A 22,051-nucleotide genomic window follows, 5' to 3' on the forward strand; every position below is an offset into this window, starting at 1 on the left:
GGCGAGCGGATGGGGAGGGCGTTCCGTTTCGGCGGAGCGCCCTCCCTTTCTGTTTCCGAAAGGCTGGCGGGATGATCGAATCAGAACGTTCGCGGCTTGATTCCAAGAAGGTCGTCGATCCCCGACCATGACCGGCCGATATCGACCGGAGCGCCGACGATCTTGCCCCATTCATACTGATTGCCCATGGACCGGATGCTCGGCATCAGCCCCGCCACCATGCGCAGCACGTCCACCTGATCCTGGGTCTGGTACAGCAGGCTGGCCAGCGCGACGAACCGTTCGTGGAAACCGGCGTTGCTGAACACCACGGCGGCCTCGCCCCGTTCGGGAGCGAAGTAGCGGCAGCCGTTGAGCAGCAGGATCATGGCCGAGGCGGCTGCGCGATAGCCGTCGAGCAGCCGGGAATCGGCGGCCAGCCCGCCGCAGGCCATCACGCCGCCGGCAAGGTGGAAATCGACGCACCGCAAGGCGTCCGCCGCCGCCGGGCGGGCCGTAGCCCAGCATGGCGCAGACCGAACGCACCGGCTCGGCCGAGGTCAGCTGCGCCCACTCCTGCGTCGACATGTGCTCGCGCCACTCGCCGGCCATCCCGTGCCGGGCCATCTTGAAGGTGGGATCGTTCGCGTGGGCCTTGATCAACCCGCCCACGTCCGAGGCGACGACGCTGTCCCTGATCCGCCCCTCGTCGCGCTGGAGCCCGAGAAAGTCGAGGATGCCGCCCACGACCTCGACCGGCCTCTGCTTGATGTCTTCGAACCGGACGACCAGAATCGGCTTGCGGCGGCCCGCCAGCCAATAGGCGGCGAACAGGGCATAGATCAGAAGCGGCCTCGCCCCCAGGACGACGGGCATGTGATTGGCCGACATGACGGTGCGGTCGAGATAGTCCCGGAAGTCATGCCCGCCGCCGACATAGCGACGGTGCCACGAATACAGGCTCGTCGATTCTGCCCTGGTCCTGACGGACACGGGCGAGATTGGTAAGGGCGTCCACATGGCCGGGCTCCAGGTCGAGAACGCGGCGGAAGCACGCCTCGGCCTCGTCCATCCGGCTGGTGTCATAGAGCAGGCAGCCCAGATTGAATTGCGCCGCGACATTGCCGGAATCGATCTCGACGGCGCGGCGGGCATGGCCTTCGGCCTCCTTGAACCGGCCGAGGGTTGTCAGGGCGATGCCGAGATTGGCCTGGGCGGCAACATCGGCGGGGGCAAGGTCCAGCACCCGCCGGTACCCCGACGCCGCCTCGGTCAACCGCCCGGCACCGTGATGCTCCAGCGCCGCCGCCATGCACGCCCTGGCCGTGACGGCGTCGACGACGTCTCCGGACAATCCATGCCGCCGCCCCTCGTCCAGGACCTCCAGAGCGGTTCCGGCCTGCCCCATGTGCAGCAGCAATTCGGCATGGCTGAGCCAGAACTGCCCCTGGGAGGCGTCAGCCTCCAGCGCCGCCTTGAAGTGGGGGAGCGCCGCCTCGGCCCGGCCGGTCACCGCCAGCACGATGCCCAGATTGTGATGGGCCTGAGGCTGGTTCTGCACCGCATCGAGAGCGGCGCGGTACAAGACCTCGGCCTCGGCGAGCCGGCCGGCCTGATGATGGGCGATGGCCTGGGTGAGGGCGTCGGCCAATGGCACTGACTCGGACACGAGGCGGCTCCCCACACGTTCTCCAGGTCTTATCCGTTTCGGGCGAAAGTCCAGAAACGCACGGGGAGTCCATAGCTGATTCCATGCTCGAATCCCATCTCCGTGAAGCCGGCGGAATGGGCAAGCCCGCACAAAAATTCCGGGTCACGGCAATAACGCCGGGTTCCGCCGATGGTCGCCATGGTTCCGGCGCCATCCGGCGCGGGAAACTCGGAGAACAGGACAAATCCTCCCGGCTTGAGGGCGGCGGCCGCCCCAGCCAGAAACGGCGACAGATCGGGGCGATAATAGACGGCGCCGCCGCAGACCACCGCGTCGGCCACGGGGCCGAGGGCGGCCAACGATTCGGACATGTCGCCGACGATCATCCGGTCATAGCGGCGTTCGGCCCGTCCCGCCATCGCCGGCGACAGGTCCATGCCGATGAGATGGCGAGCGTGGGACCGAAGTCCCGAGGCGAGCGCTCCCGTCCCGCAGGCGGCATCCACCACGGTAAGTCCGGACAGCCCTGCCATCCGATGCCCGACCGCAACCAGGAAATGCCGGGCGGTGTCCAGGTGGAGCGCCCCGGCGTCGTAATCGTCGGAGATCTCGTCGTATTTGATCCGGACGGATTTTTCCCGCCAATCGTCGTCGGGAGCCGGTTCAAGACAGTTGAAGAACAGGTTTTCCGCCAGATCGATCCGGTCAAGACGCATGGCCAGGTTGGCGGCGGCGGCGAACAGCTCGTAGCGTTCGGGATCGTCGCGGAACGCCTCGATCAGGAATTCCAGGGCGCCGCCGAGGGTAAGGCCGGGCCGGGTCGCCGAAGCCCACAATTCCCCCAGATGCCCCAGTTGATCGTCATTGACCCGCCAGAGGAATCTGAATGCCAGACGATGCGCCTCGAAACAGTAGCTGTCCTCGGACAGGGCGCGCAGCAATGCCTGAAAGCCGAGTATCGCCTCGTTCCGCGCCATCAGCGCTTCGCTGATATGGCACAGGCGCAATGCCTTGTCCGTCCGAGATGGATTACCAGCCTCGGCATCGGCTTTGCCTGGAATCATGTATCTCCGTTTCGGTGTCAGGATGTGATGGGTGTTCCTCCGGCATTGTTGCCATAATCACCAGTTCGTGACCACACTTCCCCGCCCCCCTCCCACACTTCGGCCTTGCATTTTTCGGCCGCCGGGGTCAGACCGGAAGCCATGAGCATCCGCAACCTTCCCTCCCTGTTCGAACCCACCTCGATAGCGGTGATCGGCGCGTCGGACCGTCCGCGTTCCGCCGGGGCCGTGGTCATGCGCAACCTGCTGGCCGGCGGCTTCAAGGGGCCGATCATGCCGGTTCACCCGAAGCATCGGGCGGTGGCCGGCGTGCTGGCCTATCGCGACGTCGACTCGCTGCCGCTGGCCCCCGATCTGGCGGTGCTCTGCACCCCCGGCCCGTCGGTTCCGGCGATGCTGGAGGCCTTGGGCCGCAAAGGGGCGCGGGCGGCGGTGATCATCGCCGCCGATGTCGACCGGGCCGCCATGCTGGATGCCGCCCGCCGCCACGACCTGCGGGTACTGGGGGCGGGCAGCCTGGGCGTGCTGGTGCCGCGCATCGGCCTGGACGCCAGTTTTTCCCACATCTCCGCCCTGCCCGGCAAGGTGGCGCTGGTGTCGCAATCGGGGGCGGTGTGCAGCGCCGTTCTCGACTGGGCCAGACCGCGCGGCATCGGCTTTTCCCACTTCGTCAGCCTGGGCGAGGGCGACGACATCGACTTCGCCGACGTGACGGATTATCTGGCCAACGACGACCAGACCCGGGCGATCCTGCTCTACATCGAAACCATCCGCGAGCGCGGCAACTTCATGGCCGCCGCCCGTGCCGCCGCCCGCAACAAGCCGGTCCTGCTGGTCCGCGCCGGCGGCGTTCCCGAGGACCGCCGGGTCGGCCCGTTCATCGCCGAGGCCCTGGCCCGGCAGGAGGATTCCTTCAACGCCGCAGTCCGCCGGGCCGGCGCGCTCAGGGTCAACGACATCAACGAGCTGTTCGGCGCGGTGGAGACCCTGGCGCGGGCCAAGCCCATGAAGGGCAACCGGCTGGCCATCGTCACCAATGGCGGCGGCACCGCCATGATGGCCAAGGCCGAGATGGGCGACCCCGGCGGCGGACAGGTGGCGGAGCTGGATGCCGAGACCCTGCGCAAGCTGATCGCCCTGATGCCGCGCGGCTGGACCGCCGACAACCCGGTCGACCTGGGGGTCGACGCCTCCGGCAAGCGCTATGCCGAGGCGGTACGGGTCCTGGCCGAGGCCGAGGAGGTCGACGCCATCCTGGTCATCCACGCCCCCAACGCCATGGCCGATCCGATCGAGGCCGCCCAGGCGGTGATCGATACCCAGCGCCGCTTCGGCGGTGCGGTGCTGACCTCCTGGGTCGGCGAGGAGGCGGTGGCCCCGGCCCGCAAGCTGTTCGCCGAGGCCGGCCTGCCCACCTACGACACCCCCGGCCGCGCCGTCCGCGCCTTCCGCCATCAGGTCAACTATCAGCGCAACCAGGACATGCTGATGGAGACACCGCCGGCCCATCAGGGCGGCTTTCGCGCCGCCAAGGGCACGGCCCGGCTGATCGTCGCCCGCGGCCTCGCCTCGCCGGGCGGCCTGCTGAACGAACCCGATTCCAAGGCCATGCTGGCCGCCTACGGCATTCCGGTGCAGCAATCCACCCTGGCCGCCACCGTCGACGACGCCGTCGCGGCGGCGGAAAGCCTGGGATACCCCGTGGCGCTGACCCTGGCCGCCGCCGATCTGGCCCGCAAGTGGGACATCGGCGGCGTCGCCCTCAACCTGGAAACCCCCGAGGCGATCCGCAGTTCCGCCGACGGCATCTTGCGCCGGGTCGAGCGCACCCGTCCCGGAACCAGGGTCGAGGGCTTCACCGTCCAGCGCATGGCCTTCCGCCCCCATGCCCGCCAACTGGTTCTGGGCATCGCCTGCGATCCCCTGTTCGGCCCCATGCTGGTGTTCGGCGAGGGCGGGCGCGCCGTCGAGGTCATCCGCGACCACACCGTGGGCCTGCCGCCGCTCAACCTGCCGCTGGCCCGCGGCGTCATCGCCCGCACCCGGGTGTCGCGCCTGCTGGAGGCCTCCGGCAGCCGTCCCGCCGCCAACCGCGACGCCATCGCCGAGGCGCTGGTGCGGCTGTCCTCCATGCTGGTGGACAACCCCGAGATCGTCGCCTGCGACATCAATCCCCTGTTCGCCGACGAGGCCGGCGTGCTGGCGCTGGACGTCCGCATGCGGGTCGCGCCGCTGGACGATTCCGATCTTCGCCGGTTCTCGGTCCTGCCCTATCCCGCCGAACTGGAGGAACCCGCCGACCTCCACGACGGCTCGACGGTCATGCTGCGCCCGATCCGGCCCGAGGACCTGCCCGCCCACGCCGAACTGATGAACCGGATGACGCCCCAGGATTTACGGCTGCGTTTCTTTGGCCAGGTGCGCCAGATTCACCACCACCAGATGGCGCGCCTGACCCAGATCGACTACGACCGCGAGATGGCCTTCATCGCCAGCCGGCCGGGCAAGGACGGCCAGCCCGAGACCCTGGGGGTGGTGCGTACGGTCACCGACCCCGACAACCAGCGGGCCGAACTGGCGGTGCTGGTCCGGTCCGACATGAAGGGAACCGGCCTGGGCACCATCTTGATGGACAAGATCATCCGCTATCAAAGATCGCGCGGGACCAGGGCGGTCTACGCCCAGATCATGGCCGAGAACGCCGCCATGCTGCGCCTTGCCCTGAAGAGCGGCTTCAAGCGCCAGCGCTCGGAAGACCCCGACGTCATCGAGACGGTGCTGGAACTGGGGTAGCCGACGAAAAAAGGCGCCCCCGGCCAAGGCGCCCCTTGCCGATGCGGGTGCGGAAGGCTCAGCCCTCGACGCGGACGATGACGTCGACCCGGCTGATGTTCAGGCCTTCCGGCGCGTTGGGCACCTTGGTCACCGCGATCAGGTCGGCGGGGATGTCGCACAGCTTGCCGGTCTTCTCGTAGAAGAAGTGATGATGGTCGGTGGTGTTGGTGTCGAAATACGACCGGCCGGCATCGACCACGATCTCGCGCAGCAGCCCAGATTCGGTGAACTGGTGCAAGGTGTTGTAGACGGTGGCCAGCGAGACGCGGATGTTGCTGGACAAAGCCTCGGTGTGCAGCTGCTCGGCCGAGATATGGCGGTCGCCGCCATCGAACAGCAGACGGGCCAGGGCGAGGCGCTGGCGGGTCGGACGCAGGCCGACGGCACGCAACTGGTCGAGAGCCTGACTGTAAGGACGAACGGAAATCATCGTCATGGGGGCCGCCCTTTCAGGGTGGGTGAATTGATCTATCTCAACGGTATCATAGAGCCATTCGAAAAAGAAAGGTCTATAATGCCTACAATTCCAGGGATAAGCCCCTGCTATCCCACATGGCGAATGGATACCACCGTCAGATCATCCGGAGGCTGCCCCGGCAACTTCCGGTGAAAGCGCTCCAGCAAAGCCGCCACCGGATCGTCCATCCGCCCCGCCTCCTCTCCCCAGGACAGCAAGGAGGTCTCGTCCACCACCGGCTGGTCGCCAGCCAGGCTCTCCACCAGGGCGTCGCTGTAGGCCAGCAGGCAATCCCCCGGTTCCAGCGTCGTTCCGGCCTCCTCGTACGTGGCGTCGAGAAAGGCCCCCAGCGGCGGCCCCGCCACCGGCAGGTAGGTGGCGCATCCCCGATGCAGCAGAATCGGCGGAGGCGTCAGGGCGCCGGCCATGCTCACCACACCGCCGCCGGGCGACACCTCGCAGGCGAGGGCGGCGGCAAACTGGCCCGGCGGCAGCAATCCCCGCAATTCATGATTGAGGAATTCAAGAAGCTCTCCCGGCCCCGTCAGTGCCGACGGACGCCGGGCCATCAGGGCATGCAGGCGAACCGCGTTGAACGCCGCCGCGACGCCGTGACCGGTGAAGTCGGCCACCAGAATCCCGATGGTGCCGCGATGGGTCTCGAACACCGTCCAGAAATCGCCGCCCAGTTCCGAGCAGGTCTCGATGGTTCCACGCACGTCAAGGCCGGTACGATGGCGGATATCGTCCAGCAGCGCCGGAGAGGGCAGCAATTCCGCCTGGGTGGTCCGTGCCAGATCCAGTTCGTCGCGCACCCGTTCGCGGTAGGCCTTGAGGCCGGCCAGAAGAATCCGGTTCTCCAGGTGAACGCTCAGCCTGGCGGTGATCTCGGCGGCGTTGATGGGCTTGCTGACCATGTCGGTGGCGCCGGCGGCAAAGCACGCCGCCCGCTCCGGCGGGTGGTCCAGGGCGGTGACGAACAGGACCGGCAGCTCGTCGTGGCCGTATTGCCTCCGCAGACGCCGGCACATCTCGTAGCCGTCCATCCCCGGCATCATGACGTCGAGCAGCACCAGATCCGGCTTGCGCCGCGAAATCAGGCTCAGCCCCTCCTCGCCGTTGCCGGCCAGATGAATCCGGCCGACGCCGATGGCGTTGACAATGGCGGCCAGCACCCGCTGATTGGCCAGATTGTCATCGACGATCAGGACGCTGACGTCATCCAGCGTCATGGCGCACCCGAACGGATGCGGAGAATGACGCAACGCCCGCCATCCTCGATGGACAGTTCGCCCAGCGAGGCGGCGATGGACAGGCCGTGCTGGCGCGACGGCGCCGCCTGACCGGCGGTGGCCGCGGGGTCGAAGCCATGCCCCTGGTCGGCGATGGCGACCTCGACCCAATCCGCCGTCCCGACGGCGGAAATATCCACATGCCGGCCCAGCTTCGCCGGGTCGGCCAGGGCAGCATCCAGTGCCTTGCAATAGGCGTCGAACCCCTCCAGCCCCGCCGCCGGGCTGGCGACCTCCAGATTGCCGTGAACCAGGGCGTTGGCCATCAATTCGTGGATGGCGCGGTCCAGGTCCCCGCCCCGGCCGGCCAGTTGGGGAAAGCGCTGGCACAATGCCCGCGAGAAGGCCAGGGCCAGATCGTACTGATAGGCGGTGCCGGTGCCCACCGAGACCCCCAGCCCGCCTTCCGAGACATGGCGCAGGAAGCGTTCGCCGGGGGGAAGCCACCCCGTCTCCTCCACCTCGCAACCGCCGACATGCGGAGCGACCAGACAGGCCTGGATGGAATCGACGCCAAAGCAGCGCGACAGAACCATCCGGCGGGGACGGGGATCGGTCGTCCAGCGGGCAGCCGTCGCCGCGTGCAGGACGTCGATGGGGGACAGGTCATCGGATATGGCCTGAATCATGGCGCCCTCGATCATCGGGTCTGAGACCCTTGCATATTTCACACATCGATTTTGGGGTAAAGTTGTGACATATGGAATGGGTATCAGCTCCGTTCAGACCGATTTCAGGGGGACCGACATGGATTATGCCTTCGAGGCGAAGGGCGGCACTCTGGCAGTGCGGCTGAACGGCCGGATGACCCACGCCGACTACAAGGGATTCCGGGAGATCCTGGCCCGCATCAACCAGGACAGGCCCCAACGGGTCACCTTCGACCTGACCACCGTGTCCTTCATCGATTCCTCCGCCCTCGGCATGCTGCTGATCGTCCGCGACGCGGCGGTGCAGGACAAGCGCGACGTGGTGCTGAAGGGGGCTTCCGGTCAGGCCGAGACCCTGATCAACGTGGGCAAGCTGCACAACTACTTCATCATCGAATAGCGAAACGACGCGGGCCATCCCCGGGGCGGCCGCGCCACAATACCAATGCCCGCATGTGGAATGGCGGCGGCGCGTGTTAGATTGGTTGCGACCATCGCCTCCGGCAGGATGACCATGCCCGACAAACGCCCTCCCACGGATTCCGATATCGGCGAGCGACGCCGCTACCCCCGTTTCCAGGGATTGAATCTGATGGCCAACATCGGGGGCCGGCTGGTCCATGTCGCAGGCATCTCGGCCGTCGGGATGAAACTGGAAAAGGGCTTCGCCCTGTCGGCCACCCCCGTCCGCTTCACCCTTTATCCCTGCGGCGACGGCAAGGTCGACATCAACCGGGGAATCGGCGGCACCTGCCGGCTGGTCCGGGAAGAGGACGGCTTCGTCGCCATGCGGTTCGAACCGGCCAGTTATCGCCTGGTCAAGTTCGTCGCCGAATGCACCAACGTGGCGGAAGACATCGAATCCTGATCACCCGGCATTATCTGCCGCCCCATCCCAGCCATCGATCCGGCCCGGCCCGGCATTTCCTGCCGACACCCACGGATAACCGCTTGAAATAACTTAATTTGCAACCTGGCATCATGTTTGCTTCCATGTTGAACGGATAAATGTCCGCCGTGCGATGGAGGCGACGATGCTGTGGGGCGCGTTCAATAACGCCAGTCAGGCGATGATGACCATGGACTACGCGATGGGGGGAATCTCCCAGAACATAGCCAACGTCAACACCAACGGCTACAAGCGCAAGGATACCCTGTTCAAGACGATGCTGTCGGAATCCCATGCCGCGCCGGGTACGTCGCAGAACAGCCCGACGACGGCGACCGCCACCACCGGCCTCGACATCTTCGCGGTGCGGGCGGTGGACCGCACCTTCATCACCCAGCAGGGCATCATCACTCCCAGCAACACCTGGACCGATCTGGGCATCAACGGCCGCGGCTTCTTCGTCATCACCCAACCCGACAGTTCGGGCAATCCCACCGGCACCGCCTCGGAGACCGACGCGCAGGGCACGCTGTACACCCGCGCCGGCAATTTCCAGACCAAGGCCATCGATACCCGGGCCTATTTCACCACCGCCGGCGGCCAGTACCTGATGGGATGGATGGCCGACGCGCAGGGCCGCATCGACGGCGTCACCACCACCGCCAGTTCGCCGGTCAGCGCCACCACGACCACCACCACGGCCGGGGGCGGGGGGGCGTCCCTGGCCCCGATCTACTACCAGCCCGGCCAATTGATCGACGGCATCTCGACCACCATCATCCAGCCGGTGATGAACCTGCCGGCCAACGCGCCCCTGACCGCCAGCCCCCAGACCTTCACCGACAGCACCAGCGTCACCGACGGGTTTGGCGTCGCCCAGGACCTGACCATGCACTGGAGCCGGGTCGACGGCGACAACTGGACCGTCACCTTCTCGCTGCCCACCGCCCCGGCCAACGGCAGCATCGGCACCATCGATCCCCTGTCCTCGCCGCTGACGGTCAAGCTGGACGCCGACGGCGACATCGTGTCCTACACCAATTCGGCGGGAACCGTCACCGCCGGCAGCGTGCCGACCCTCGACATCACCTGGGCGGCGGGCGGCACCCTCGCCACCTCGCCCAGCGTCAATCTGGCCGGCAGCAAGCCCACCTTCGAGGAAGTGCCGCTGACCCTGACGGCCTATGACGAAGCCTTCAATCCCCAATCCCTGCCGGTGGCGTTCGAACGCGCCGGCAACGGCCAGTGGTACATGCGCGTCAAGCTGCCGGCTTCCGGCGGAAGCGTCGACGAGTTCAGCAGCGACAGCGGCGGCGGCGGCACCGACACCTATTCGGTTCCCGTCACCTTTGACGGCGCCGGCAAGATCCTCACCCCCGCCTCCATCACCATGGGCGTCAGTTGGACGCCGTCGGTCACCGCCACCACGCCCGAGGCTGTGCAAATTCCGGCGGTCCTGGCATCCTACGCCTCGCAGATATCGGCGGCGGTGAATGGCGTGACCAAGCCCACGCTGCCGGCCACGGCGGCCGATCTGGCCACCTACGAGGCCGACCTGGTCGCGGCGCTGACCGCCATCGTCGTGGCCGCCCCGGCCACCGCGGCCGATCTCACCACCTATGGCGAGGACGTGGCCGCGGCCTATTCGGACGCCTCCGACGCCACCCAGACCGCCATGGACGAGGCCGCCGCCGCCGCCGGCTCCAACACCATCACCTTCAAGACCGACAAGATCACCCAGTTCTCGGCCGAGGCCCCCGACAAGATCGGCATCAAGGTGATCGACCAGGACGGCTATGCCTCCGGCGTCATGGACAGCGCCTCGTTCATCTCGACCGGCGAACTGATCGGCCATTTCAGCAACGGCCGCACCCGAACCCTGGCCATGGTGCCGGTGGCCAGCTTCGTGGCGGCGGACCAGTTGGACGCCATCTCGGGCACCTTGTTCCGCCGCACCGAGCGGGCCGGCGACATGGAGGTCGCCTCCATCGCCTCGCAGGGCAGCGGGGCCCAGATCGTCGCCTCGGCGGTGGAAACCTCCAATGTCGATCTCGCCGACGAGTTCACCCGGATGATCATCACCCAGAAGGCCTATTCCATGAACGCCACCGTGTTCCGGACCGCCGACGAGATGACGTCCACCGCCAGGGACCTGTTCTGAGCCATGGCCCCTGCGCGCCGTGAGTGGTCATGTTTGACCGCTCACGTCAAATGGGCCCAGCGATGGCGGCGGACATTGTAATCGTATTCAGCCCGTATCTGGTGGAAACGCTCCAACAGCACGTTGTCGCGGCATTGGTGGAACATCAGGCGCACGTCGGATCGGCCAAGAAGCTCCGGCTGGCGGGCAATCTCGAAGTCACGGAATTCAGTCCAGCGGATCCTGTCTCGATACGTATTATAGATTTCCGTCCCCGGAATCGGCGTCATCATCAGGATACCGGCGTAATCGGGGTCGGCACGGCGGAGAAAGGCGATGGATTCATCCAGATCCGCCTCAGTCTCAGTCGGATTGCCGAGCAGCAACGTCCCCTGGATTACCAGACCAAGGCTGCGGGCCCCATCATAGGCAGCTAAAATCTGCTCGTTGGAAATGCTCTTGCCCAGCACCATCCGGCGTATCCGTTCGCTACCCGATTCTATGGTGATGGTGACAACCCGGCAGCCGGCCGCGTACATCAGTTTCATAAGCTCGTGGTCGTAAAGATCGGCCCGCACCTGAGCCCACCAGCTTATCCGCGGGCCACGGGAGATCAGGTTTTCACAAATTCCCGCCGCCCATTTTTTATTTATAGTAAAGTTATCATCAAGGAACGACACACTTTTCAGACCATACTTTGCTGTTATAACTGTCAAGTGATCGACGATAGTGTCAGCGTCATAAAATTTTACCTTACTCCTGAAGCCATTATCACCATCGAGCTGACAGAACTTGCATGTATAAGGGCAACCGCGCGAGTACAGCACGTAACGCGACGGTACGGGCAGAATCCCATGCCCCGATATTCGGGCGGGATCGTAATAGGATCGATCGATGGCTTCCTCATCCCAAAGCGGAACACGACTCGCGTCCATATGCTTCCCGTCGAGGGATTGGATTGCGGCAGCGCCAACTTGGCCTCGGGCGGTGACGCCCACAGGCATTGGCCCGCCGCCAGCGGAAAGCATTTCAATCAACGCGGGGAGTGCAACATCTGCATCACCGTGGACGATGTAATCCAAGTCGGGGTGGAAGGAAAATAATTCAGAGGCTGAAAATACGGTAGAGTGATACCCGCCAAGGATGATAGGAACCGACCATCTCCAAGCTCGACACAACTGTGACACCCTGTTTACCCAATCGGCATGAGGTGTCATGACCGACAGGCCGATGGCATTTGGCTCAAGTCGCGTCAAAGCATCGAATAGTTTCTCCTTGTCCTCCATAACCTCGGAAATACTGCTTCCGGCGATGACATGAGCCTGATGACCACGCTTGCGCAGTAACTGGACCAAGCCCATCGTGCCGAATCCGCCAGACCGAATATCCTGAAAGTCGATGAGAACAAAATTCATGTCCAGCGCCATCTCCCGTCCAGCAATCCAGTCGACAGACCATGTCAACGCTTGCTTGCGAATTTTATCACGATTCATCGCATGGCACAAAATCCAACACTACGGACACAGTTCTCATCATAGAATTGAGAGGGTCAAGGAGGCCGGGAATCCACGACCTGATTCGGGACGCTACCGCATCCAGCTCTTGAGGCGGCGCGCCGCCTCGACCATGTCGGCCTCGGCGCCGGCATAGGAAAAGCGCAGGGTCCGCCGCCCCCGGACGGGATCGAAATCCAGCCCCGGCGTGACGGCCACGCCGGTCTCGGCCAGTATGCGGGCGGCGAAGGCGGCGCTGTCGTCGGTCAAGTCGCCGATATCGGCGTAAAGGTAGAACGCCCCGTCCGACGGTGCCAGCCGCCCGAACCCCGCCGCCGGCAATTCCTCCAGCAAAATGTCGCGATTGGCCCGGTAGCGGGCGACCCGGGCATCCAGTTCGTCCCGGCAATCGAACACCACCTCGGCCGCCAGTTGCGACAGGGTCGGCGGTGAGATGAACAGGTTCTGCTGGAGGCATTCCACGGCGCGGATCAGGTCGTCGGGCACCACCATCCAGCCCAGCCGCCAGCCGGTCATGGCGTAATACTTGGAAAAACTGTTGATGACCACCGCATGGGGAGCGGCGTCCAGCCCGGCGACGGTGGCGGCCGGCGCGCCGAAGGCGATGCCGTGATAGATTTCGTCCGAGATCAGGCGTATTCCCCGGCTCTCGCACCAGAGCGCCAGTTCGGCGACCTCGGCCGCCGACAGCATCGAGCCGGTGGGGTTGGACGGCGACGCCACCACCACGCCGTCCAGCCGTCCATCCAGGCCGGACAGGACCGCCGCCGACACTTGCCAGCGGCTGGCCGGCCCCACCGGAACGTCGACGCATTCGATGCCCAGGGCGGTCAGGATGTTGCGATAGGCGGGATAGCCCGGCGCCGCCACCGCCACCCGGTCGCCGGGGTCGAAGGCGGCCAGGAACGACAGCAGGAAGCCGGCGGACGAACCGGTGGTGACGCAGATCCGTTCGGCTGGAACGCAGACGCCGCAGGCCTCTGAGTAATGGCGGGCGATGCGGGTTCTCAGCGCGTCGGTGCCCAGCGCCAGGGTATAGCCCAGCGGCTGGCTGGCCAGCGCGCGGGCGGCGGCGGCGAGCACCCGGGCCGGCGCCTGCCCCGAGGGCTGTCCGACCTCCAGGTGGATGACGTCGGCGCCCTGGGCCTCGCGCCGGGCGGCGGCGCGCATCACGTCCATCACGATGAACGGCGAGACGCCCCCCCGCCCGGCGACCTTGAACACCATGGCTCCGGTCTATTCCTTGCGCAGGTCGTCGTGGCAGGACTTGCAGGTCTTGCCAACCGCCGGAACCTGGGCCTTGATGGCGTCGGGGCCGGCCTTGACGGCCTCGGCCAGCTTGGCGGATTCCACCGCCATGGCCTTCCAGCCGTCCATGAACTGGGCCGACTTGGCGGCGAAGGCCTCGGGCTTGGTGTTGGCGTTGGGCAGCACCTCGGTGCCCTTGGCCCAGCCGATGGGGGCCAGCCGGGCCAGCATCTCCAGATTGAGGGCGCGCTGGGCGGCGTCGGCCGGCAGGTCGCCCTTGCCCTGGGCGAAGGCGGCGATGGGGCCGAACTGCGACTTGACCGCCTGCATCAGGCCCTGGCGCAGCTTCAACAACTCTTCCGGCTTGGCCGCCTGGGCCAGGACGGGAGCGGCCGAAGCCAGGACGAAAACCGACAAGGCCGAGGCGACGACGGCGATCTTGGCAATGAGACGCATGGCTGTTTCCCCTATGAGGTGAATTACCGTGCTCATAAGGTATGGCGGCAACCCCCTGGTTTCCAGCGGGAATATGCCGGCCCGCCCGTTTCCCATCCCAAGGTGTGGGATTCCGGCTTGCGTTCGCCGTTCCTGGTGCTATCGTCCCCCGCTGTCCGGGTGCGGGGACAGATTACCCGACCATGCGCGCCACCCGGCGCGCGTCGGGCATGCCCGCGAGAGGGCTTGGCATGGCTTCAGGCGAGGGTTAAGCAAGATGACGACCGCGAAAATCATATGGACCAAGGTTGACGAGGCACCGGCGCTGGCGACCTATTCCCTGCTGCCGATCGTCGAGGCGTTCACCAAGGCGGCGGGCGTCGCCGTCGAGACCCGCGACATCTCGCTGGCCGGGCGCATCATCGCCAACTTTCCCGAGAACCTGACCCCGGCCCAGCGCATCAACGACGAACTGACCGAACTGGGCGAACTGACCCTGAAGCCCGAAGCCAACATCATCAAGCTGCCCAATGTCAGCGCCTCGGTGCCGCAGTTGAAGGCCGCCATCAAGGAGCTCCAGTCCCAGGGCTACAAGATTCCCGACTATCCCGAGGACCCCAAGACGGACGCCGAGAAGGAACTGCGCGCCCGTTTTGGCCGTGTGCTGGGCAGCGCCGTCAATCCCGTGCTGCGCGAGGGCAATTCCGACCGCCGCGCCGCCGCCTCGGTCAAGCAATACGCCCGCAACAACCCGCACAAGATGGGCGCCTGGAGCACCGAGTCGAAGTCGCATGTGGCGCACATGACCGCCGGCGACTTCTATGGCAGCGAGACCTCGACCACCGTCGCCGAGGCCACCACGGTCCGCATCGAGTTCGTCGCCACGGACGGCGCCACCACCGTTCTCAAGGAAAAGACCGCGCTGAAGGCCGGCGAGGTGATCGACGCGGCGGTGATGAGCACCCGCGCCTTGCGCGCCTTCTACGCCGCCCAGATCGACGACGCCAAGGCCAAGGGCGTGCTGCTGTCGCTGCATCTCAAGGCCACCATGATGAAGGTCTCGGACCCCATCATGTTCGGCCACGCCGTCACCGTCTTCTTCAAGGACGTGTTCGAGAAGCACGCCGCGGCGATCAAGGACCTGGGCGTCAACGTCAACAACGGCTTCGGCGATCTGGTCGCCAAGCTGGACAGGCTGCCCGCCGCCAAGAAGGCCGAGATCGAGGCCGACATCGCCGCCGTCTACAAGGCCCGGCCGGAACTGGCCATGGTCAATTCCGACAAGGGCATCACCAACCTGCATGTGCCGTCCGACATCATCGTCGACGCCTCCATGCCCGCCATGATCCGTGATTCCGGCCGCATGTGGGGCACCGACGGCAAGCTGCACGACACCAAGGCCATGATCCCCGACCGCTGCTATGCCGGCGTCTACCAGGTGGTGATCGACGATTGCCGCAAGAACGGCGCCTTCGATCCCAAGACCATGGGCAGCGTTCCCAATGTCGGCCTGATGGCCCAGAAGGCCGAGGAATACGGCAGCCACGACAAGACCTTCGAGATCGCCGGCGACGGCGTAGTCCGCGTCGTCGACGCCGCCGGCAAGGTGCTGCTGGAACAGAAGGTCGAGGCCGGCGACATCTTCCGCGCCTGCCAGACCAAGGACGCGCCGATTCAGGATTGGGTCAAGCTGGCGGTCAGCCGGGCGCGCCTGTCCAACACCCCCGCCATCTTCTGGCTGGACAAGAACCGCGCCCACGACGCCCAGATCATCGCCAAGGTGGAAAAGTACCTGAAGGACCACGACACCAATGGCCTCGACATCAAGATCATGTCGCCGGAGGAGGCCACCAAGGTGTCGCTGGAGCGTATCCGCAAGGGCCAGGACACCATCTCGGTGACCGGCAACGTGCTGCGCGACTACCTGACCGACCTGTTCCCCATCCTGGAACTGGGCACCAGCGCCAAGATGCTGTCCATCGTTCCGCTGATGGCGGGCGGCGGCCTGTTCGAGACCGGCGCCGGCGGCTCGGCCCCCAAGCATGTCCAGCAGTTCCAGGAGGAAGGCTATCTCCGCTGGGACTCGCTGGGCGAGTTCCTGGCGCTGGCGGTGTCGCTGGAGCATCTGGCCCAGACCTTCAAGAACCCCAAGGCGCAGGTGCTGGCCGACACCCTGGACCAGGCCAACGGCAAGATCCTGGAAAACAACCGCTCGCCGGCGCGGCGGGTGGGCGAGCTGGACAATCGCGGCAGCCACTTCTATCTCACCCTCTACTGGGCCCAGGCCCTGGCCGGGCAGTCCAAGGACAAGGAATTGCAGGCCCGCTTCGCGCCGCTGGCCAAGGCTCTGGCCGACAACGAGGCCAAGATCAACGCCGAACTGATCGCGGCGCAGGGCAAGCCGGTGGACATGGGGGGCTATTACCACCCCGACTTCGACAAGACCTCGAAGGCCATGCGTCCCAGCGCCACCCTCAACGCGGCCCTGGCCGCCATCTGACGCGACTTGCCGCGGGGGCGGGGGACCTGATGGTCCCCCGCCCCCGCGGATGCTTTTTGACCTTCGCGAACCGGGAACCCGTCAATGAACAAGATCAAGGTCGTAAATCCGATTGTCGAGCTGGACGGCGACGAGATGACGCGGATCATCTGGCAGTTCATCAAGGACAAGCTGATCCTTCCCTATCTCGACATCGACCTGAAATACTACGACCTGAGCATCGAGAACCGGGACCGGACCGACGACAGGGTGACGACCGAATCGGCCGAGGCCATCAAGCGGCACGGCGTCGGCGTCAAGTGCGCCACCATCACTCCCGACGAGGCGCGGGTGACGGAATTCAACCTCAAGAAGATGTGGAAGTCTCCCAACGGCACCATCCGCAACATTCTCGACGGCACCGTGTTCCGCGAACCCATCATCTGCAAGAATGTGCCGCGGCTGGTGCCCGGCTGGACCAAGCCCATCGTCATCGGCCGCCATGCCTTCGGCGATCAGTACAAGGCCACCGATTTCACGGTGCCCGGCCCCGGCAAGCTGACCATCCGGTTCGAAGGCGCCGACGGCGAGACCATCGAGCACGAGGTGTTCGACTTCCCCGGCGCCGGCGTCGCCATGGGCATGTACAACCTGGACGAATCCATCTACGGCTTCGCCCGCGCCTGCCTGAACTACGGCCAGCAGAAGAAATGGCCGGTCTACCTGTCCACCAAGAACACCATCCTCAAGGCCTATGACGGCCGCTTCAAGGACATCTTCCAGGAGGTCTACGAGAAGGAGTTCAAGGCCGAGTACGACACGCTGGGCATCACCTACGAGCACCGGCTGATCGACGACATGGTGGCTTCGGCGCTGAAGTGGTCGGGCGAATTCGTCTGGGCCTGCAAGAACTACGACGGCGACGTCCAGTCCGACACCGTGGCGCAGGGCTTCGGCTCGCTCGGCCTGATGACCTCGGTGTTGATGAGCCCGGACGGCAAGGTGGTGGAGGCCGAGGCCGCCCACGGCACCGTCACCCGCCATTACCGCGAGCACCAGAAGGGCAAGGAGACCTCGACCAACCCCATCGCCTCGATCTTCGCCTGGACCAGGGGGCTGTTCTACCGCGCCCAGTTCGACAACACCCCCGAGGTCGCCCGCTTCGCCGAGGCGCTGGAGCAGGTCTGCGTCGAGACGGTGGAATCCGGCTTCATGACCAAGGATCTCGCCATCCTGATCGGACCCAGCCAATCCTGGCTGACCACCGGCCAGTTCCTGGACAAGCTGGACGAGAACCTGAGGAAGAAGATGGCGGCCTGAGGCCGCCATCGGCCGGCCCCGGCCCTATTCCGCCTTGAAATCCGGCCGGCGCTTGGCGCGGAAGGCGGCCAGCCCCTCGGCATAATCGGCGGTGGCGAGAAAGCGGTAGCACTCGTCCATCTCCGCGTCCGAGACCGGGGTGGAATCGTCCAGGCGGGTGATGAAGGCCTTGTGCCAACGATTGGCCAGCGGCGCCCCGGCGGCGATGCGCTTGGCGGTGGCGGCAATCTCCGCCTCCATGTCGGCATCGTCGACCACCCGGTTGACCAGCCGCTTGGCCAGCGCCTCGCCGGCGTCGAACACCCGGCCCTCCAGCAGGATTTCCAGTGTCGTCGCCGGCCCCACCACCCGGCGGATGGCGGCCAGTTCGGGATAGGCCATCACCACCGATATCTTGTTGATGGGCACGCCGAACTTGCCGGATCTGGCGGAAATGCGCATGTCGCAGCAACACGCCAGTTCCAGGGCGCCGCCGACGCAGGGACCGTAGATGGCGGCGACCACCGGCTGCGGGCAGGACCGCACCGCGTCGAGCGCCCGGCGCATCACCAGATCATAGGCCTTGGTCTGCTCGGCGTTGGCGCGATGGGTATCGAACTCGTCGATATCGGCCCCTGGCGCGAACACGGCGGTTCCCGAACCGCGCAGCACCACGACATGGATGGAACGGTCGGCGGCGATGGTCTCGAAGGCCTCGGCCAGTCCACGCCACATGGGCAGGTTAAGGGCGTTCATGCGATCCGGCCGGTTCAGCGCCACGGTGACGACGCTTCCGGCACGGCTCAGTTCGATCACATCGGACATCTCGTTGCGAATCCTTGTTCTGTCTTCTTGCAGGAAAGCGCGATTGTGCCTATAGACCCCTCGGGAATGAACTGTTTTGTGGCCTTCGGCCACGGGTGACAAGGCAAGAGGGCTCTCACCATGGCACAATCCGTATCGCGTACCCACGAGCAGAAGCAGGCGGCCCTGACCACGGCGCGCATCCTGCTGGAGATCAAGGCGGTCAACTTCCGCCCCGAGGAGCCCTACATCCTGACTTCGGGCTGGGCCAGCCCGGTCTATGTGGACTGCCGCAAGGTCATCTCGTTCCCCCGGGCGCGGTCGCGGATTTCCGAACTGATGGGCAACGCCATCCTGCGCGAGGTCGGCTACGAGACGGCCGACGCCATCGCCGGCGGCGAGACCGCCGGCATTCCCTATGCCGCCTGGATTTCCGACCGGCTGAACCTGCCCATGCTGTATGTGCGCAAGAAGCCCAAGGGCTTTGGCCGCAACGCCCAGATCGAGGGCGATTTCAAGGACGGCGACCGGGTGGTGCTGGTGGAGGATCTGGCCTCGGACGGCGCGTCCAAGGTCAATTTCGTCAACGCCCTGCGCCAGGCCGGCGCCCGGGTCGACCATTCCTTCGTGGTGTTCTTCTACGGCGTGTTCCCCGGCGCCCTGAAGAACCTGGAGGAGATCGGCGTCAGCATGGGCTATCTCGCCAACTGGTGGGACGTGCTGGAAGTGGTCGAGCAGGAAGGCCAGTTCGACCGGCGCGCCATCGAGGAGGTCCGCTCGTTCCTCCACGATCCGGTGCAGTGGTCGGCGCTGCACGGCGGCCGCAAGGAATAGCGCCGGCTATTCGTTCTTGAGGTTGCGCAGCTTGACCACCAGGATCGTCCCCGCCAGAGCCAGGGTGGGGACATTGGTGATCACCACCGGCCACGCCTCGATCAGAAAGCCGTAGACCGTCCACAGCAGCACCCCGGCGCAGAACGCCAGCCACATGACCAGCGAAATGTCGCGGGTCTGGCGGGTGCGCAGGGTCTTGAGCACCTGAGGCACGAACGAGGCGGTGGTCAGCAGGCCGGCGGCGGCGCCCAGCAGGTCGATCGGCGATGGCCAGTCCAACGCGCGGCCTCCTCGTGGTGGGAACCTCCCGGCTCTTAGAGCCTTGATCACCCCGCGTCAATAAGCGGGTTTGCCAAGGGGCGCGACGCGGACTATCTTACGGCACGGCAGGGCCGCGCCCGAACCGCCCGGAACGGAGACCAGAGTCTTGAGCAGATCCAACGATGACGCCGCAACCGACCTTCTGATCAAGGAAGTGGACGAGGACCTCCGGCAAGAGGAACTCACCCGGGTCTGGAAGAAGCATGGCGGGCTGCTGCTGGCCGGCGCCATCGCCGTGGTGCTGGGGGTGGCCGGTTGGCAGGGCTGGACCAGCTGGGAACTGAAGCAGCGCCAGGATTCGTCGCTGCGCTTCGCCGAGGCCGCCGCCCTGATCGACCAGGGGCGCCGCGACGAGGCCGCGGAGATGCTGGGCAAGCAGGCCGTCACCGCCGAGAAGGGCTACCGCATCCTGGCCGAGATGCGGCTGGCCGACCTGCGCCTGCAACAAGGCGACGCCGCCGGGGCCGTCACCATTTTCCAGCGGATCGCCGGCGACGACGCGGTGGACAGGGTCTACCGCGACATGGCCGCCATCCGCGCCGCCTATCTGAGCCTCGATTCCGCCGATCCCGCCGCCATCGAGAAGGCCATGGAGCCCCTGGCGGTGGAATCCAGCTCGTGGCGTCATTCCGCCCGCGAGATTCAGGCGCTGGCCGCGCTGCGCCGCGGCGACGCCGCCCGCGCCGGAGAACTGTTCGCCAAGGTGGCCGAGGATGCCGCCGCGCCCCAGGGGCTGCGGACGCGCGCCGCCGAGATGCAGGCCGTCACCGGCCAGCGACCCAGGAGCTGACCGTCATGAAAGCAGGCGCCATGCCGCGCAGGATCGCGGGACTGTTGATCGCCGTCATGTCGCTGACCGCCTGCGGAGAGTCCTGGCTGGGCGACAGGTCGTCGCCGCCGCTGCCGGGCAAGCGGATATCGATCCTGTCGCGCGAACGCCTGGTCGAACCCGATCCCGCCGGAGCGGCCGAGATCATCCTGCCGCCGCCCGAGATCAACGAGGACTGGCCCCAGGTCGGCGGCTATTCCAATCACGCCATGCACCACCTGGAAATCGGCGATGCCCCGCAATACCTGTGGTACGGCAACGCCGGCGTCGGCTCGGGGGCACGCAGCAAGCTGCTGGGCCAGCCCATCATCGCCGACAACACCGTCTTCACCATCGATTCCCGGTCCAACGTCACCGCCTTCGTCGCCGACAAGGGCAAGCGGCTGTGGCGCACCGACCTGACCCCAGACGGGGCCGCCTCGTCCCATACCAGCGGCGGACTGGCCTACGAGGACGGCATGGTGTTCGCCGCCACCGGCTTCGCCCAGGTGGTGGGGATGAACGCCCAGACCGGCGAGATCGTCTGGCGCCAGACCCTGCCCGCCCCCATGCGCGGCGCACCCACCGTGCGCGGCGGCCGGGTTCTGGTGGTGACGGTCGAGAACCAGACCCATGCCCTGGCCGCCGAGGACGGCGCCCCGCTGTGGACCCACACCGGCACCCCCGAACCGACCGGATTGCTGGCCGGCAACTCGCCGGCGGTGGACGGCAATACCGTGGTGGTCGCCTATACCTCGGGCGAACTGTTCGCCCTGAAGATCGAATCCGGCGCCCCCATCTGGCAGGATTCCCTGATCACGGCGCGCCGCACCGAGAACATAGGCTCGCTGATGGATATCCGCGGGCTGCCCGCCATCGATCGCGGCCGGGTCTATGTCATCGGCAACGGCGACCTGATGGTCTGCCTCGACCTCAAGACCGGCCGGCGGCTGTGGGAAAAGGAGATCGGCGGCATCCAGGGACCGTGGGTGGCCGGCGACTTCCTCTATCAGCTCACCAACGGCAACGAGGTCGTCGCCCTGGACGCCAAGACCGGCCGCATCATCTGGGTGACCCAGATGCAAAGCTGGGAGGACCCGGAGGACAAGGAAGGCCGCATCACCTGGGCCGGCCCGATCCTGGCCTCGGACCGCCTGATCCTGACCAGTTCGGAAGGCAAGATGGTGACGCTGTCGCCCTATACCGGCGACATGCTGGGGTGGGAACCGTCGACCCAGGGCATCAGCATCGCGCCTTCGGTGGCCAACGGCATGCTCTATTTCCTCACCGATCTGGCCGACCTCGTCGTATACCGCTGAAGGCTTTCCCTTTCGGGGGTTGGAACAAGGTCA

General features: G+C 66.0%; 20 protein-coding genes and 1 pseudogene. 9 read left to right on the forward strand and 12 right to left on the reverse strand.

Annotated features, from left to right (window positions below; translation table 11 throughout):
• Positions 1 to 80 precede the first annotated feature (80 nt).
• The 4 genes and pseudogenes from MTBSS4_RS22275 to MTBSS4_RS04760 all read right to left on the reverse strand — a co-directional run bounded on the left by MTBSS4_RS22275 (position 81) and on the right by MTBSS4_RS04760 (position 2,694).
• Entirely contained in the window at positions 81 to 470 is a 390-nt protein-coding gene (locus tag MTBSS4_RS22275; protein WP_254432379.1) for a hypothetical protein, read from the reverse strand.
• 142 nt (positions 471 to 612) lie between these two features.
• Positions 613 to 999 (reverse strand): annotated as a pseudogene (locus MTBSS4_RS22755) (sulfotransferase domain-containing protein); the annotation flags it as partial.
• Positions 899 to 1,648, reverse strand: coding sequence for a tetratricopeptide repeat protein (locus MTBSS4_RS04755; protein WP_173982252.1), 750 nt, complete (start codon positions 1,646 to 1,648; stop codon positions 899 to 901). The gene MTBSS4_RS04755 and the pseudogene MTBSS4_RS22755, both read right to left, overlap by 101 nt.
• 29 nt (positions 1,649 to 1,677) lie before the next feature.
• Complete coding sequence (locus tag MTBSS4_RS04760) at positions 1,678 to 2,694, reverse strand: class I SAM-dependent methyltransferase (protein ID WP_173982253.1); 1,017 nt, start codon at positions 2,692 to 2,694, stop codon at positions 1,678 to 1,680.
• A 141-nt stretch (positions 2,695 to 2,835) separates the two neighbouring features.
• Here MTBSS4_RS04760 and MTBSS4_RS04765 point away from each other — a divergent pair, with 141 nt between their 5' ends.
• Positions 2,836 to 5,487, forward strand: a complete 2,652-nt coding sequence (locus MTBSS4_RS04765) for a bifunctional acetate--CoA ligase family protein/GNAT family N-acetyltransferase (protein ID WP_173982254.1) — start codon at positions 2,836 to 2,838, stop codon at positions 5,485 to 5,487.
• A gap of 58 nt (positions 5,488 to 5,545) precedes the next feature.
• Here the strand turns inward: MTBSS4_RS04765 and irrA are convergent, their stop codons facing one another.
• The 3 genes from irrA to MTBSS4_RS04780 all read right to left on the reverse strand — a co-directional run bounded on the left by irrA (position 5,546) and on the right by MTBSS4_RS04780 (position 7,907).
• Positions 5,546 to 5,965, reverse strand: coding sequence for an iron response transcriptional regulator IrrA (gene irrA / locus MTBSS4_RS04770; RefSeq protein WP_173982255.1), 420 nt, complete (start codon positions 5,963 to 5,965; stop codon positions 5,546 to 5,548).
• 107 nt (positions 5,966 to 6,072) lie between these two features.
• Positions 6,073 to 7,218: a PP2C family protein-serine/threonine phosphatase gene (locus tag MTBSS4_RS04775; protein ID WP_173982256.1), complete on the reverse strand. Its 1,146-nt coding sequence runs from the start codon at positions 7,216 to 7,218 to the stop codon at positions 6,073 to 6,075.
• Entirely contained in the window at positions 7,215 to 7,907 is a 693-nt protein-coding gene (locus MTBSS4_RS04780; protein ID WP_173982257.1) for a hypothetical protein, read from the reverse strand. Before MTBSS4_RS04780 ends, MTBSS4_RS04775 begins: the two co-directional genes overlap by 4 nt.
• A gap of 76 nt (positions 7,908 to 7,983) precedes the next feature.
• Between MTBSS4_RS04780 and MTBSS4_RS04785 the strand changes: the two genes are divergently transcribed.
• The 3 genes from MTBSS4_RS04785 (at position 7,984) to MTBSS4_RS04795 (ending at position 10,978) form a co-directional block, all read left to right on the forward strand.
• A complete protein-coding gene (locus MTBSS4_RS04785; RefSeq protein ID WP_173982258.1) occupies positions 7,984 to 8,328 on the forward strand; it encodes an STAS domain-containing protein in 345 nt (114 codons plus the stop codon).
• Positions 8,329 to 8,442: 114 nt separating this feature from the next.
• Positions 8,443 to 8,796 carry a PilZ domain-containing protein gene (locus tag MTBSS4_RS04790; protein ID WP_173982259.1) on the forward strand — a complete coding sequence of 118 codons (354 nt, stop codon included), beginning with the start codon at positions 8,443 to 8,445 and terminating at the stop codon, positions 8,794 to 8,796.
• 166 nt (positions 8,797 to 8,962) lie between these two features.
• Positions 8,963 to 10,978, forward strand: a complete 2,016-nt coding sequence (locus tag MTBSS4_RS04795; protein ID WP_173982260.1) for a flagellar hook-basal body complex protein — start codon at positions 8,963 to 8,965, stop codon at positions 10,976 to 10,978.
• 41 nt (positions 10,979 to 11,019) lie between these two features.
• Here the strand turns inward: MTBSS4_RS04795 and MTBSS4_RS04800 are convergent, their stop codons facing one another.
• From MTBSS4_RS04800 to MTBSS4_RS04810, 3 genes are all read right to left on the reverse strand, one after another.
• Complete coding sequence (locus MTBSS4_RS04800; RefSeq protein ID WP_173982261.1) at positions 11,020 to 12,450, reverse strand: radical SAM protein; 1,431 nt, start codon at positions 12,448 to 12,450, stop codon at positions 11,020 to 11,022.
• A gap of 93 nt (positions 12,451 to 12,543) precedes the next feature.
• Positions 12,544 to 13,698, reverse strand: coding sequence for a pyridoxal phosphate-dependent aminotransferase (locus tag MTBSS4_RS04805; RefSeq protein WP_173982262.1), 1,155 nt, complete (start codon positions 13,696 to 13,698; stop codon positions 12,544 to 12,546).
• Positions 13,699 to 13,707: 9 nt separating this feature from the next.
• A complete protein-coding gene (locus tag MTBSS4_RS04810; RefSeq protein WP_173982263.1) occupies positions 13,708 to 14,175 on the reverse strand; it encodes a cytochrome c in 468 nt (155 codons plus the stop codon).
• 256 nt (positions 14,176 to 14,431) lie between these two features.
• On the opposite strand from MTBSS4_RS04810, the gene MTBSS4_RS04815 reads away from it, so the two are divergent.
• Together MTBSS4_RS04815 and MTBSS4_RS04820 are read left to right on the forward strand one after the other, a co-directional pair.
• Positions 14,432 to 16,654: an NADP-dependent isocitrate dehydrogenase gene (locus MTBSS4_RS04815; protein WP_173982264.1), complete on the forward strand. Its 2,223-nt coding sequence runs from the start codon at positions 14,432 to 14,434 to the stop codon at positions 16,652 to 16,654.
• A gap of 84 nt (positions 16,655 to 16,738) precedes the next feature.
• Positions 16,739 to 17,953 carry an NADP-dependent isocitrate dehydrogenase gene (locus MTBSS4_RS04820; RefSeq protein ID WP_173982265.1) on the forward strand — a complete coding sequence of 405 codons (1,215 nt, stop codon included), beginning with the start codon at positions 16,739 to 16,741 and terminating at the stop codon, positions 17,951 to 17,953.
• Positions 17,954 to 17,977: 24 nt separating this feature from the next.
• Here the strand turns inward: MTBSS4_RS04820 and MTBSS4_RS04825 are convergent, their stop codons facing one another.
• A complete protein-coding gene (locus MTBSS4_RS04825; protein ID WP_173982266.1) occupies positions 17,978 to 18,757 on the reverse strand; it encodes an enoyl-CoA hydratase/isomerase family protein in 780 nt (259 codons plus the stop codon).
• A 120-nt stretch (positions 18,758 to 18,877) separates the two neighbouring features.
• Here MTBSS4_RS04825 and MTBSS4_RS04830 point away from each other — a divergent pair, with 120 nt between their 5' ends.
• Positions 18,878 to 19,570 (forward strand): orotate phosphoribosyltransferase, encoded by a 693-nt coding sequence (locus MTBSS4_RS04830; protein ID WP_173982267.1) that lies wholly within the window; start codon positions 18,878 to 18,880, stop codon positions 19,568 to 19,570.
• Between the two features lie 6 nt (positions 19,571 to 19,576).
• Here MTBSS4_RS04830 and MTBSS4_RS04835 read toward each other — a convergent pair whose 3' ends face one another.
• Positions 19,577 to 19,849 carry a SemiSWEET family sugar transporter gene (locus MTBSS4_RS04835; RefSeq protein WP_173982268.1) on the reverse strand — a complete coding sequence of 91 codons (273 nt, stop codon included), beginning with the start codon at positions 19,847 to 19,849 and terminating at the stop codon, positions 19,577 to 19,579.
• A gap of 148 nt (positions 19,850 to 19,997) precedes the next feature.
• Here MTBSS4_RS04835 and MTBSS4_RS04840 point away from each other — a divergent pair, with 148 nt between their 5' ends.
• Positions 19,998 to 20,681 (forward strand): tetratricopeptide repeat protein, encoded by a 684-nt coding sequence (locus MTBSS4_RS04840; protein ID WP_173982269.1) that lies wholly within the window; start codon positions 19,998 to 20,000, stop codon positions 20,679 to 20,681.
• A 5-nt stretch (positions 20,682 to 20,686) separates the two neighbouring features.
• The gene (locus MTBSS4_RS04845) at positions 20,687 to 22,018 is read left to right on the forward strand and encodes a PQQ-binding-like beta-propeller repeat protein (protein ID WP_173982270.1); all 1,332 of its coding nucleotides are present in this window, start codon (positions 20,687 to 20,689) and stop codon (positions 22,016 to 22,018) included.
• Positions 22,019 to 22,051: the final 33 nt, after the last annotated feature.

The sequence above is a fragment of the Magnetospirillum sp. SS-4 genome, from assembly GCF_902729425.1.
GTDB lineage: Bacteria > Pseudomonadota > Alphaproteobacteria > Rhodospirillales > Magnetospirillaceae > Phaeospirillum.